This window comes from Paenibacillus roseus (assembly GCF_016424485.1).
In the GTDB taxonomy this organism is placed as follows: Bacteria; Bacillota; Bacilli; order Paenibacillales; family Paenibacillaceae; genus Paenibacillus_D; species Paenibacillus_D roseus.
Genome location: NZ_JAELUP010000014.1, coordinates 102,386 through 115,632, shown reverse-complemented (window position 1 = coordinate 115,632; position 13,247 = coordinate 102,386). Strand labels below are relative to the sequence as shown.

Here is a 13,247-nt window from a genome sequence, read left to right as displayed (position 1 = left end):
CATCCTAAATTGCTAGACTACACGACAAGGAGGATTAACTTATTCCTCAGAAAATCGTGTCTTGACATTGGGGAGCATTACACGCCGTTGCTCAAATCCATTCATTTGCTCGAAATCCCGACGGAGGGAGGGTTGACGGCCGGAACAGGTTTCCTATGATGACAACCTTAGTATAGATTTGAATGTCGTGCTCCCTCCGCTTTCGCTTCGGTCCAAGCGAGCCGTGGCTATGCAAAACCACAATTCGCCGCTGCGTGATGATTCGGATGTTTGGAGAGATTGCATAACGTATTAATTTAAAAATACACTTCTAACACAAAGTAGCATCTTTCTATAGTATTAAACGAACTCCAGCTTAATGCGAAGTACTTACCCATGCCAATGGTATAGTAATTCAGAAATTGCCGTTTCAATTATTGTGTAGGCTAAGTTATCATATAAGATTCAACATTCCATAAGGGAATGTCTATATTATTAGTTTCACTAGATTTATTACTCTTTATTCCGTTGCATACCCAGCACAGTAATTGTAAGTTTGTAGGGTCATTGTTTCCGTAACTTGCTATTGGTACAATATGATCTATTGCATATTTATTTTCTAAATTAAGTGTCCCTGAAACATCTTTTCTACAAATGGAACAAACGCCCTTATCACGAAAAATTATAGCCCTCTCAAGCCATTTGGGCCATGAGACTCTACGAATCTTCCCATTAACAACATGTTCATGATTTTCTATCATCAATGAATTGATGTCTGATTTGATACATTCTGAAATGTATTCATTAAAATCCCTTAAAAACTTCTTATTACTCATAAACAAATGAAAGACAGTATGCACAAGAGATAGGACAGAATCATCCCAAACATATCTGATTTCTTTATTAATTTCCATATATTTAGAGCATTCTGCGCATCCACCACAAAAATTGCACTCATTCAACAATTCAAAATCTGGATGTTCTGATAATAGAACCCCCGCATCCTCCACAATCTTCGACTCCATACTAAAAATATCTCTTTGTTCAAAGTGTCTCTCAGCATACCAGTGATGGAAGTTGAACACATAAACTATCCATTCATGCATAATAGTCCATTTGTGTGGCTTAAATATTCTGGGCAGTAGTTGATGTTTTGAATCTCTCCAAAATTCTGATAGAAGCAAATTACTATCTTCATAAAACTCCCCGATTGTGGTTCCTGCCAACCAATACGATTCCAAATATGCGAACGAAAAATGTTTAGTCATGTCCTCACCTATAATATTGAGATAGTCACTTTCATCTTTTAACAATTAATGGATCTAAGCTGCCTTCTAGAATGGTGAAACTAATTCTGTTCTAAATAATACTTCTCTAATATGTCCAACTCATGAGTATATTCCCGTTCTTTCATGAGACTTCTTAGCTTCTGACCATCATAATAAACATCTAGCATGGCAGGCTTTAAATTGCTCTCATTTAGTTTTGTGAGAGCTTCCAAAGCGTCGTCAGAAAATCGAGCCGTTGTAATGTAGCATGCCTTCAAAGGATGTTGATTAGTTTTATCAGTATCATTGTAATATCTCTTGGCAAACTGGAGTGTTCTTCTGAAAAACCACCGTACAGTATTTTTGGAATTTTGGTCCCCGAGCTTTATTTCGCTACTCCCTTTATAGCCCTTTAATTCAAAAACAATCCGTTCTCTAGGGGCACCTTTTTGGATAATCAAATCGTACTCATAATATTCTACCTTGCCTTCAGAATCCTTTTCTTTTAAGATAACATTCTGTTCAATGTATCCTTCACCGATAATTCTGCGAAACACCGAATACATCAGAACTTCAAAAAGATCCCCTTTTAAATTCTGCAAGTTTGTCTCTTGACCTGATTCCCTCAAGTTTTCCAATATATTTGTTACTTCTGAAATGACTTCTGCAGGATGTGACTGGAATCTAAAAAAATCATTTATTTTATCCAAGCCCTTCAAGATCTCATATATGCGTTCCCCATAAATCGTGCCAAGATGAAATGACAAGAAACCAAGCTTTCTAATTCGATTTTGCACGCCAGTGTCCGTTATATCATTTATAATGATGATTGGCATTACCTTTCTTTTTCTGCTTAGTGAGCTGCAAATTACTCCCTGAACTCGATTATAAAACCCGTCTAGATCATGTTGGGAGTAAGGTCTACTCAATTGAATATCTAGAACAACAAGTGTGTTCTTAATATCCTCTCGGTCATTAGTTATTCCTGTGGCAGATGAATAGGAAAAGGCATCCCAAACAAAATTATTGTGCTGAGCCCCTTTAGAAAGTTCATCCTTACTCCGATAAACAACTTCTTCACGGTTAATCAAATTATGTTTTTTCAACCAGAGGAGCACATCTCTAATAAACATGCAATCTAACTTCATCTTGCTCTCATGACTTTTCACAACTGATGGCCAATTTACTCCATGTAGCTTATCTATAATATAAGTTACACTGTTATAAGTTTGTAATTCCATAATGAAACCTAAATGAAGTAAATCTTGAATAATACGATCTAAATGATCCATTTTTGTTTTCTCTCTGTCCAATGGGCTTGATGTAACCTTCAAAGCCTCATAATACGAAAGAACCCCAAGTGAACTTTCAAGAGTAACGATAAGTCGATATAGAGAAGGCCGATGTTTCTTTGTAATATGCTTAATGGCAGATTTGTTTAATGGCCGAGTAAAGTATACGTACTGATTATTTCCAAAAGTAATTGGAGAAGTTGAGTTGATTTTTCCACTAGCTGTCATGCGTTGAACAATTTTTCTACAGTTTGCAGAAGTAATATGAAATCTCTCAGACAATTTCTGATTTAATTCTTGGGCTGTTAAATATCCTTGCATTTCAATCTCATTCTTTATAAAGGTTAAGTAATCCAACATACGCTCTCCTCCAAGCGTGTCACACTGCTCTTATATAATTATATTAAGACATTTACGGCGCTCTTCGCAAATTTAATTTTCGTTGTTATAACAGGATTTTTTCCACATTTATTATATTGAAACCGTAAATTCTTTGTCACACTAAAGTAATAATAACATTGACCCATGCACCATAAATTGCTTGAGTCGACCTACTAACTGGTGATGAACTTCACACTAAAGGTTGTGGTTTTGTATGGACAAGCATTCAAAATTGTGAGCCGCGGCTTGATGCTATTGTTCGGCGGAACTGCTTATGGTGAAGGTTAAACTAAGATCAGCATGTATCGATAGGGTGAAATTTACGAAAGCAACTTTCCTAGCTCAAACTGAGCATGTTAAAATAATCAATTCAATATATAAGCTCTAAAAAGGTCATTATTTTGTTACTAAAACCACATTATAGCCCTAATCAAATCATTTTGAGAAGAAAGGTTTAAAGTTAACCAAAAAAGCCCTATAATAATTAAAAAGGAGTGGTAACATGAGAGAATTAAAGGCAAATGACGTTTTTAAGCCTGGTTCATTTCCAGAACACACATACATATCTCGTACATCTTCCGAATTCTCGTATTCTTATGAATTTCGCTTGAGACAAGCTCTTAATACTTCTGGTTTTCTAACTTCAGTAATTGGACCTTCTAAAGCCGGAAAAACAGTCTTATGTGAAAAAGTTATAGGGCAAGACAATATTGTGTCTCTGACGGGAAGTGATTTTAAATACTCTCATCCCTTTTGGGTGACGGTAGCCAATAAAGTCGGTCTATCCATAGAAGGAGAACAAGTTCAAACAACTTCAACAGTAGGAGACCGCCTTCCTGGTGTCTCCCAATCAATCTTATCCTCAATGAAGGAGAAATTCATCACTGGAAAAGACCAAGTCATTGAATACTTCAAACAGAATAACTTAGTACTTGTATTAGATGATTTTCACTATGCTTCCGAGGAAATACAACTGGAAATTGCTCAACAATTAAAAGATGCCATTCGAAAAGAATTTCCCGCAATTGCCATTTCATTGCCGCATAGAGCAGATGATGCTATACGAAAAAACCCAGATTTGAGTGGAAGGTTAAGTTTGATTAATATTGAACCTTGGAAGCCAGATGCTCTTCAAAAAATTGCGGTTACAGGATTCGATGCCTTAGGAATTACCATAGATCCTAAACTTGTAGAAACTCTGGCAGCGGAAAGTCTCACTTCACCACAATTAATGCAATCGATATGCTTAAATTTATGCTTACTTTTGGATATTGATAATAATATGAGCATCATTAAAATTGAGGATCCATCTACGTTACAAACTGCATTTAGAGCAACTACCACAAACCTTCCATATAAAGATATTGTTAAACGCTTAAAATCAGGTCCATCTACTCGGGGACAAAAACGTAAGACATTCTCGATACATGATGGTGAGGAAGCGGACATCTATGATTTGCTTCTAAAGGCTATAGCTATAGATCCCCCATCAACTGCTCTAAGCTTAGATAGTTTAAAATCGAGATTTGACGAAATATTAGGTAATCATCCAAGTAAGCCAGATAAGAATAAAATTAAATCAGCCATTGAACAAACTCAAACAATAATAGATACAAGCGGTTCAATTTATCAAGTGTTTGAATGGAAAGATGAGATGCTCTATGTCTTAGAACCATTGTTTTTATTCTATCTTCGTTGGGGAATGCATTGAATGAGGAATTAATTGGAGGACTACTATGCCGATAAGTGAAATTAGATATGAAAAAGAAGAGGTTATAACACGCTTAAACAATTTAGTTGAAAGAGGATTACAGGTAATTCAGGACATGTATGAAATTCCAGAGAATGAACATAAAATTAGTTCATGGTTCGATACAACTCAAAAAGAGCTACAAAATTCTTTTTCAAATGATGAAATTGCAAAATCATTTCTTCTACACTCTCAAATTATTAGTGTGCCTCAAAGACGCCGCGATATCAAAAAAGAATCAGTGCAGTCCATAGAAAAATCTGTAAAATTTATTGAAAGTCTTATAGAAGATATTTTGAATGGGCTTCACTCTAAAAAGATAAATAATACCTTTGATCAACCCACTGCTATCTTAATAATAAAGAGAATTTTAGCCAACTTTCATTTGCATTTAAAAACGATGTACCAGGATGATATTCATGGCAGTGCCAAAATTAAAATCGAGGATCTGAATCGCATACAAATTGGAAATGAATACGATGTCCAACGCATTCTGTACTCTTTAATTAAGCCGCTTTTCCCAGAGGCTCGTCTTGAAGTTACAGTCGATGCAGGCTATAGACCCGTGCGATATGATATTTTTATTGATGAGTACGACTTAGCAATTGAAGTAAAATGTACTCGTTCTAATATGACTGAGCGAAACTTGACAGAGGAATTAGGCTCTGACTCATTCCATTACAAAGTTGAACATCTTTTCTTATTCATATACGACGATAAAAGAATTATAACTAATGCTGATGCTTTTAAGAGAAGCTTTACCAGAGAGAAAGGCTCTCATGACAAAAATATAGACACATATATTGTACAACCAATTATACTATAGTTCTCACACATACAAATAGAGCGGAGACAGACAATTGAGCAAAATAACACGAATGTCTCGTTCAATTCATGTTATTTTGCTCCGTTTATTTTGATTGTTTTGAATTCACGACAAAATATTCCGATTAATTAGCTTCCACTTCTAACCATACGTATGTCATTCTCCCGCATCATCTTCACTCTATTTCTCGACCTATACTTTGCCTTATACTTACTACAGGATTTCCTTGATTCTTATCTACCAATGTCCCCTTATCTAGCCCCAGCAATACCTCAATTTCACTACTATTTAAGCTAAGATTGTTAGTAGAGAGTTGTCTAACAATCTGTTCCCCTGTCATAACTTGATTAATAATTAGTATTTCAATCGCTTTTTTCATTAATGTAGGTTTGGGAATTTGTATTACGTCGTCTAGAGGCTCTTTCGTCCTCCATCCTTTTTTCGACAATTGCTTCATTAGATTTTGGTATTGGTTGTTGTTGATTACCTTTAACTGATAAGCACGCACAATCATCGCAGAAACAGAAACTCTCCATTTTTTCTTCAATTCTACATAATAGTCTAACTTATTCGGATATATAAGATCCCTGATAAAAGCGTCTTTTGGAAGCAAAAATGAAGCAGCAAACTGGTTTGCTTCATTCTCGACTTGACGAAATTCTTCACGAGACAGAGATTCAATGTCATGAGTCCAGTCATGAAGTATAATATGACCAAGTTCATGAGCCGCATCAAATTGCCTTCTTGTTGCTGATCTCTTATCTTCTCCAAGGACTACAAAATAGTAATCGCATCCCTCAACTTGCTGCCGCTGGCTAAAGGCGTCTATTCCCTCACCATCAGTAGAAAATGAGGTTACAATAATACCGTTTTTTTCGAGAAGTCGCACCATATTAGTGAGCGGCTCATCTACTCCTATTCCCCAAAATTGTCTTAGCTGACTGGCTATTGACTCAATATCATTAAAGTCATATGAGTCACTGGGTAAGTTTAGATTAGGAAAATTAACATACTTATTCAAAAAATGATATATGCTAGCGACGATTTTCATTTTTTCTATCTGTGACATCCGATCTTTTTTCTTGGATGTAAGCAAGGCCCGAAAATAAGTATTTCCAATTTGAGCCTCATTCCTGTTTTGTTCATAAAAATAATCACGGGGGAACCCTAACGCACTTATAAGTCTTAACAGAGTTTCGAGCCCTGGTGTTTTTCCATTCTCAAATTGAGAAATTGCTTGCTTTGTCACCTCGACCTCTTCAGCCAACTCGGCAATAGTTTTCCCCCTATATATCCGAGCGGCTTTCAGCCTATCGCCATTAAAAGTCCTTGTTACTGTCATTTTGAACTCCTCCCAAGAGAAGTCTAGAAATCATCCTTCATCATCCTCTTTTTGTTCATCTGTTTTAGGTTGAACGAGGTCTTCCTCTTGTTGCGGAACCACTCCATCTCGCAAACCAATTTGTATATCATCATCTTCGGAATCAATCGGGAAAGCAGATTCTTCATAAGTATTAGAAAAGTCAGCGGTAATATATTCATTCCAATTTTCTTGATGTGCTATACCTAAATCAGTTGTCGGAATATATGCTGTAACTGAAGTTATCTCATCCTTTTCAGAGGAAAACGTTATTAATCCGTAATACTTAATTGGACCATCAATGCTCATAATTAGTTCTTGCAATACTGTTTGGACTTCACCACTCCATTGAGCACCATCCATATCAAATAGATCTTGAGCAAATACCCTCTCGATATTACTAGAATCATCCAAATCATGATTTAATGAGGCGAGCGCATCAACATAATGAACACGATCTTTATTGACTCTTCCCTGTAATTCTAAAAAACGTTTTTCTCGCATAAGAGAGTATAAAAATCCAGACTCTTTGTCGTAAATCAACACGAATCTCCATGGTCCTCTTTTCGCCTTTAAACATTGGAAGTGGGAGCTTTGAAACCCCCTTATAATATTAGTGTTCGTAAAGTCCCATCTCAGAAAATGTACACAGTTGTGCGTTTCGAGCTCATATTCAAGAAGAAATTCACGCACATCATTTTTATATGCATTATAGATAGATTCTATTAGTCTTCCCTTCTCTTTATCTGACAAAGGAATACTTGAGTCAAATTTCACGCACAACACCTCGTCCCTAATATTGTATATCTATATTACCTCTTTTCTTAAAAAAAGTCCACCAAATATACTGAATATAAAAAAAACGTCTCATTTACATCAAACCGCTTCAAGTTATTCAAAAATGTTATGAAAATGTATTTATCTATATATTATATTCATGAATACATTGAAGGAGGATACTATGGACATAAAACATCGTCAATTGCTTTCAATTCTCAACACAGCCTTCAACCCCGAAGGAGACATTCACTTCCTAGCAATCGCAAAAAAGGAAATTCAAGTTCACGGAAAAGAGCGGCCCGTACACCAAGTACGGGTCGCTCTTACTTTTCAGGAAGGAGACACAGTAAACCCTTATTATGACGGCACAGATTTGTTTGTAATAATGGACGAAGATAGCATTCAGTTCACTCTGGAAGAAGAATGGGCCGATGGCCCTCCAGCTGTTGAAGGAAGTCCTATTGAGCTCGCTTTAGGCTGGGTTTCGAAGCTAGCGGAGCCATTCTATTTCTCCCCGGAAGCCCTTGCAGCATCTCAAACTATCACCAGTGGCAATGCTATGAAAATCCGTTGCCAGAAGGAGGACTCGGAAAATTGATAGACCTTACATCCCATGAGGAGATCACCAACTTGTGTCCAACCAATTTATTCCCAATCCCTTGCCTCTCATTTATTAGCGATTACATGATTCTAATCCGCGTAGCATTTGAAGATGAAGCCTTTCCTCCTCCCGGACATTGGTTCTTCATTTTAGAAGCAACGGACGAGCTCGATGCTAATCATGATGACCATTTAGTCTTTACCTGCGCCGCGGGCACATATTACCCCGAATACATTGAGCGTTATACTTTTAACGACGGTAGCTGTCTGTATAAAATTTACGTTTTGCTGGATAACGAAAGTAGCATCACATTTTTCACGATAAAAGACATTCATTCTGTCCAAGTAGAGTGCTGGCTCATCGCTAACTCTGAAGAAGGAGTGTGATACTCAAAATCAAGCTTCTTTTGTAACCATAGGAGATATGAAGGTATCAGTTGGTGCACTTAATTCCGTCAAGCACCTCCCATACCATATCACCCTGCCCTGAAGTGGCAGAAGCATATCCCCCATGTTCTTTGTATTCATACGCATCTATTTCTTTGATTGTGGTAATTGCTGCTGCCAAAGAAATTCTTTCAAAAGCGAAAGTACCGACAGAAGCGACAATTTGACGCAACTTTCGGTACTTTCGCTTCCATTCAATTAAAGAAGGAGCGATACCCTTGAGTCTAACTATGAGCGAAAAAGAAAAACGAAGCATTGCCGCTGCCGTGCAAGAAAAACTGGAAGCTCATTTAAATCATTTCCCATTTGCGAGATATCCCATGGAGCCATTGAATGAATGGCAGCGTATTTTCTGTGATCCTAAAACTGTCCCCTCCGACACGCTTAAGAAAGCATTGAGTTGGCACTTCGGAAGCTGGCAGCGCAAAGACATTGCTCTTTCCCACCGTAAAATCATTGCTGCCATTCTAAAAGCTTGGCCTGAATACATCGACCATCCCTCCCACAATGCCGAACAGGCCTTCGTATTCTGGGAGCAAAAGCTGAGCGATTGGCATCATGGTTTTGGAGCAGTAGCCTTCCTGCTTCATCTTCAGCGGCCCGATCAATACGAGTTTGCAGACCGCCATCGGATTGACGCCATGTTCGAATTGCTGAAAACCATCGAACACGCCGAAAAAGAGCGCATAACTACCCTATCCTACCTCGATATCCAGGACTACACCTCATTCTTCCGATCCATCTTCCCCAAGCTCCCTCACGGGAACGAATCCCGAGTTAAGCTCGATCGCTTCCTCAAATCGTATGGCAATCGCCATGCCTACAAGCTTCTACCTGCTGATTATAAGTCGAAAGAAGCAACGATTCGCTCATTTTCCTGGGAGACAATCACATCAAAGCGATTCCATCTTGACCTGATTCCTCATCGTTCGAACGCTGACATCCTCTTTGCCTGCTTTCTCCTTTCACAGGAAACGAGCGATCAGGGTCAAACAGACTTTACGATCGGAGATGTCATCGAACAACTTCCTCTAGGCACAGCAGGCATTTGCAACCCCGCCAGCTTCAACTACGCGCTGGTCAGCCTTTTTGGAGGGCAGAAGCAACGGGACTATTGGCTATTCCAAAACCAGGAGGTGCGCCGCGCTTTTACCGAGCAGGCCAATAAATCAACACGCGACATGCGCTTCTATCTGCGATATGCGGACGAGCCTGTCTCGATCAACCCGAAGTATGTCCTCACAGAGGAGAAACATGATGGATCATGATCGCGTCGCCAAACATACCGCACTGATTGAGCAGGAAGACGATCTGCTGAAACAATTGGAAACCTGTCAGGTCATGCTCGCCGCCGCGTGGAGATGCGCGCGGTCATCGGGTGAAAATCTTCATTTGCCCACTGTACACTGCCTGATTTCAGCATGGCGATCCATCTTTCAATTGATTGACGATGAAGCGCTTCAAGTTCAGCTTCATCTGCTGCCATTCGCAACTCTCTCGGAATCTGACCACTAACAATCCATTAGGTAGACGTAGACGACGATGTAGTCGTCTATGTCAGCGTATACGCTGACATAGGTATTGCCTAATACGATTTCGGAGGGATTTCCCTATGAGCCAAGAACCGCTTATCTTTTCAGATGCTAGTGAACAAGTTTCTGAAAAACGAAACCTTCATTTGCCTACAGCAGGGGTTCCTTCCTCTGTGACAAAAGAAGACGAATCAAGCAAAGATAAAGATTTTGGTGAGAAGCTAACATTAACGACAGCCAAACGACTGCACGATACAGAAGGACTTTCGATAGAGACTGCCTTTCCGACTGCACGCAAAGCCATTCCGAGCAGTAAACGTCAGCCTGTCCTGCGTCCAAAAGGGAATCCGCCTTCTGTCCCCATGCCGCTCGCAGGGGCACGATCTGATGAAACGCCCTCGTCTAGCGAATCTCCCACGCCATTACCGAAAAAAGCGCCGCCATTCAGCGAGCGATACAGGCGAATGACGACCTACTTAGAAAACCCTCTGTTCCATCGTGTTCATGCATTGCATCGGCAGGGCGAGTTTCCCAAGATCGCAAACTTGCTGAATTCGGCCGTCCGCGAATATCTTGATCGTCATTATCCAAGCCCATAAAGAAACGGCCCGATTCCATAAAGGATCGGGCACGCTTAGTCTTTCTTTCGCTTCTCAATGTCAATGGTTGCCGTGACGTCTTTTGCGAGCTTTCGAATCAGTTCAATCTCTTCCATGCTTCTCTCTTCCAAGAATGCCGACAGCAAGCGAATGGAGTCCCGCTTTTCAGCCAAGTCGTTGTTCAATTCCAGAGCACCGAATCGAAATGCTTCTATCGGCTCGACTTCCAGCGCTTTCACGATCTTCTCCAAGCTTTCGAGAGAAATATTCCTCCTCCCCTGTTCCACACCTGCCAGATAAGTCGCCTCCAGTTCTGCCCTTTCAGCAGCCACGAGTTGCGTGAGTCCCTTCTCTTTTCGTATCTGACGGAGACGATTTCCTACTAAAACCTTCAATTCGACCATTCGATCACCTATCCCTCTACTATTCATGCTAGAGAAGGAAGCTCATGACCAGAAGGGTATTAAAAGTTAATTTATTCTTTTAATGTACTTATAAGTCTAGTATAATCAATCTAGTTCAAAGGGATCATTTGGCAGAATCATAAGTAGGAATTTACGTGTGGGCTGTGAATGACTTATTGAGGTACCACACAAGCTTCAACAATAACTGCAAAAATCATGGGGAGGGGTTACTATTGCGATGACCTAGCTAATGATTGCCAAAGCTATAAATTGAGTTTATGAGACGGCTGCTGCAGGATACCAGAAACTCAAAACACTACTTATGAGCTGACAGCAAACCTTAAAAAAGCGATAAAAAAATTCGTCACAAACGTTGTTGCCACTACCACTAAAAATTGTTTATAGCATCATTCTATTAAAAAGGAGATTCAACACATGAAAAAGTTTATAACCACTCTTATGATAGCCGTACTGCTAGTCACTTTCAGTTCGCCCACTTTTGCCGCGCAGGAACCAAAATTGATTGTGAACGGTAAAGTCGTCACCGATGTCAAAGTAAAAACAATTAAAGGGACATCCTACCTGCCGCTAAGGGCAATCGCAACCGTACTTGGCGTAGAAGTCACCTGGCACCAAGCAAGCAACACTGTCATCGTAGGCACAGGCAAAGAAAAAGCTAATGGCATGAAAAAGAGCAGTACAGCCCGCCTCATCGTAAATGGCTCTACCATTTCGGGTGTAGACTTGCCCAGCCTCAACGGCGTTACTTATGTGCCGCTCCGTAAAGTCGCACAAATCCTTGGAGCTACGGTGAATTGGAATGCCCAAACAGACACAATTACAATTACATCCAGCGCTTCAAGCACAACCGCCAACATCGGAGTTGATAGCATAAAGCTCGCGTTGAGCAAGTATGGAGAAGGTGTTACTCTCTCTAGCACAAGTCTAAAAACATTAAATCAGCACCAGAAGCAATTTTTCGAAATGAATCGCGACCCTCTTTCCCTAGATAAAATCGCAAAGGCAACCTCTGAGGCATCAATTACAAAAAGCATTAGCAGCTATTACAGCAGCTTAGTAAACCTGACTTTTGTCGAAATTGACGAAATTTCTGAGGTAAAGATGAGCACCGGACAAACCGTTACTGTCGCAATTGGTCATACTGGCGGGAAATATAACAAGATGACGGAAAGTTGGACCGATAGCCACTATTTTCAAATCTTTTATCTGGGTTCAACTAAAATCAAGAAAGGAGACGGAACAACGGTTAACGGCTTGCCTGTGGGGCAAAATGCCGTTAACCTCGTAAATGAGCTAGGCGTGAAGTTCACCACTCCAATGAACGTGATGATTGCTGGGAACTTTTTGCGGAGCATTGACGAATATGACATTCGAAAAGCACGTTCCGAAAGTACTGGAGGAGGGTTAAACTTCCCTGAGGAAGTAAATACCATCAATAAACAGGCATTGGAGAACCTGTCGATTACCCTGACCAATGATACAATAAATATTACAGACGATTTGGATGTGGGTTTAAAAATTAAAAGCATCTCTATCATGGACTACAAGTATCCAATCAACGCTCCATTCGAGCTGCCCAACCGCTACGAAGGAGGTCTGACGATTTCATTATCATCTTTTAAAAATAATCAAGGAGTCAGCTTTAATGGCAATTTAGGAGAAGCGTACTTTGTTCAAATCATTACTGATGCTGGGGAATTAACCAGTTTCGTCTCATATGAATAATCGCAAGACTCGGCATTTCACACGCGAAATAGACCTATAAGTATTGTCCACGTGAGCGATACGACAGTCAATCTTGGTGTTCAAATTTCATATACTCAAATGAAATATCAATTCTGGCAGAAAATGCTGAAGGTAGCGTCCCCTCAAAGGCGCTATCTTTTTTTTATTTGGAGGCCGCTTTCTCGACTGCCGCTACTTTCGCTTTCAAATCAGCCTGATGGTTTTTATCTATTAGATTGATGGGTTAAATTATTAATGTTAGAATAATTTCATTACAAAAAAG

The 13,247-nt window shown here is 39.5% G+C and carries 13 protein-coding genes; 8 read left to right on the top strand and 5 right to left on the bottom strand.

The genetic code is table 11. From position 1 onward, the window contains the following. Positions 1–425: 425 nt before the first annotated feature. Together JFN88_RS06270 and JFN88_RS06265 are read right to left on the bottom strand one after the other, a co-directional pair. Positions 426–1,205 carry an HNH endonuclease gene (locus JFN88_RS06270; protein ID WP_199018477.1) on the bottom strand — a complete coding sequence of 260 codons (780 nt, stop codon included), beginning with the start codon at positions 1,203–1,205 and terminating at the stop codon, positions 426–428. 122 nt (positions 1,206–1,327) lie between these two features. After that, on the bottom strand, positions 1,328–2,899 hold the full coding sequence (locus tag JFN88_RS06265; RefSeq protein WP_199018476.1) for a hypothetical protein: 1,572 nt from the start codon (positions 2,897–2,899) through the stop codon (positions 1,328–1,330). Positions 2,900–3,422: 523 nt separating this feature from the next. Here JFN88_RS06265 and JFN88_RS06260 point away from each other — a divergent pair. Together JFN88_RS06260 and JFN88_RS06255 are read left to right on the top strand one after the other, a co-directional pair. Next, positions 3,423–4,631, top strand: coding sequence for an ATP-binding protein (locus JFN88_RS06260; RefSeq protein WP_199018475.1), 1,209 nt, complete (start codon positions 3,423–3,425; stop codon positions 4,629–4,631). Between the two features lie 25 nt (positions 4,632–4,656). After that, positions 4,657–5,496, top strand: a complete 840-nt coding sequence (locus tag JFN88_RS06255; RefSeq protein WP_199018474.1) for a PD-(D/E)XK nuclease domain-containing protein — start codon at positions 4,657–4,659, stop codon at positions 5,494–5,496. 175 nt (positions 5,497–5,671) lie between these two features. Here JFN88_RS06255 and JFN88_RS06250 read toward each other — a convergent pair whose 3' ends face one another. Together JFN88_RS06250 and JFN88_RS06245 are read right to left on the bottom strand one after the other, a co-directional pair. After that, entirely contained in the window at positions 5,672–6,838 is a 1,167-nt protein-coding gene (locus tag JFN88_RS06250) for a helix-turn-helix domain-containing protein (protein ID WP_199018473.1), read from the bottom strand. 30 nt (positions 6,839–6,868) lie between these two features. After that, positions 6,869–7,633, bottom strand: coding sequence for a DUF5986 family protein (locus JFN88_RS06245; protein ID WP_332908441.1), 765 nt, complete (start codon positions 7,631–7,633; stop codon positions 6,869–6,871). 184 nt (positions 7,634–7,817) lie between these two features. Between JFN88_RS06245 and JFN88_RS06240 the strand changes: the two genes are divergently transcribed. The 5 genes from JFN88_RS06240 (at position 7,818) to JFN88_RS06220 (ending at position 10,814) form a co-directional block, all read left to right on the top strand. Next, positions 7,818–8,234 carry a hypothetical protein gene (locus JFN88_RS06240; RefSeq protein WP_199018471.1) on the top strand — a complete coding sequence of 139 codons (417 nt, stop codon included), beginning with the start codon at positions 7,818–7,820 and terminating at the stop codon, positions 8,232–8,234. Beyond that, positions 8,231–8,623: a hypothetical protein gene (locus JFN88_RS06235; protein ID WP_199018470.1), complete on the top strand. Its 393-nt coding sequence runs from the start codon at positions 8,231–8,233 to the stop codon at positions 8,621–8,623. Before JFN88_RS06240 ends, JFN88_RS06235 begins: the two co-directional genes overlap by 4 nt. 278 nt (positions 8,624–8,901) lie before the next feature. Further along, positions 8,902–9,951, top strand: coding sequence for a hypothetical protein (locus tag JFN88_RS06230; protein WP_199018469.1), 1,050 nt, complete (start codon positions 8,902–8,904; stop codon positions 9,949–9,951). Beyond that, positions 9,941–10,198 carry a hypothetical protein gene (locus JFN88_RS06225; RefSeq protein WP_199018468.1) on the top strand — a complete coding sequence of 86 codons (258 nt, stop codon included), beginning with the start codon at positions 9,941–9,943 and terminating at the stop codon, positions 10,196–10,198. The genes JFN88_RS06230 and JFN88_RS06225 overlap by 11 nt, the downstream gene beginning before the upstream one ends. Positions 10,199–10,295: 97 nt before the next feature. Then, positions 10,296–10,814: a hypothetical protein gene (locus JFN88_RS06220; protein ID WP_199018467.1), complete on the top strand. Its 519-nt coding sequence runs from the start codon at positions 10,296–10,298 to the stop codon at positions 10,812–10,814. A 35-nt stretch (positions 10,815–10,849) separates the two neighbouring features. On the opposite strand, the gene JFN88_RS06215 is transcribed toward JFN88_RS06220, so the two are convergent. Beyond that, entirely contained in the window at positions 10,850–11,218 is a 369-nt protein-coding gene (locus tag JFN88_RS06215) for a helix-turn-helix domain-containing protein (protein ID WP_199018466.1), read from the bottom strand. Positions 11,219–11,653: 435 nt separating this feature from the next. Here JFN88_RS06215 and JFN88_RS06210 point away from each other — a divergent pair, with 435 nt between their 5' ends. Continuing rightward, positions 11,654–12,964, top strand: a complete 1,311-nt coding sequence (locus tag JFN88_RS06210) for a copper amine oxidase N-terminal domain-containing protein (protein ID WP_199018465.1) — start codon at positions 11,654–11,656, stop codon at positions 12,962–12,964. Positions 12,965–13,247 lie beyond the last annotated feature (283 nt).

Bases quoted from the DNA above. Each gene is read 5' to 3' on its own strand.
- JFN88_RS06240 (WP_199018471.1), top strand. From the start codon at position 7,818: ATGGACATAAAACATCGTCAATTGCTTTCAATTCTCAACACAGCCTTC.
- JFN88_RS06265 (WP_199018476.1), bottom strand. From the start codon at position 2,899: ATGTTGGATTACTTAACCTTTATAAAGAATGAGATTGAAATGCAAGGA.
- JFN88_RS06255 (WP_199018474.1), top strand. From the start codon at position 4,657: ATGCCGATAAGTGAAATTAGATATGAAAAAGAAGAGGTTATAACACGC.
- JFN88_RS06210 (WP_199018465.1), top strand. From the start codon at position 11,654: ATGAAAAAGTTTATAACCACTCTTATGATAGCCGTACTGCTAGTCACT.
- JFN88_RS06225 (WP_199018468.1), top strand. From the start codon at position 9,941: ATGGATCATGATCGCGTCGCCAAACATACCGCACTGATTGAGCAGGAA.
- JFN88_RS06250 (WP_199018473.1), bottom strand. From the start codon at position 6,838: ATGACAGTAACAAGGACTTTTAATGGCGATAGGCTGAAAGCCGCTCGG.
- JFN88_RS06215 (WP_199018466.1), bottom strand. From the start codon at position 11,218: ATGGTCGAATTGAAGGTTTTAGTAGGAAATCGTCTCCGTCAGATACGA.
- JFN88_RS06220 (WP_199018467.1), top strand. From the start codon at position 10,296: ATGAGCCAAGAACCGCTTATCTTTTCAGATGCTAGTGAACAAGTTTCT.
- JFN88_RS06260 (WP_199018475.1), top strand. From the start codon at position 3,423: ATGAGAGAATTAAAGGCAAATGACGTTTTTAAGCCTGGTTCATTTCCA.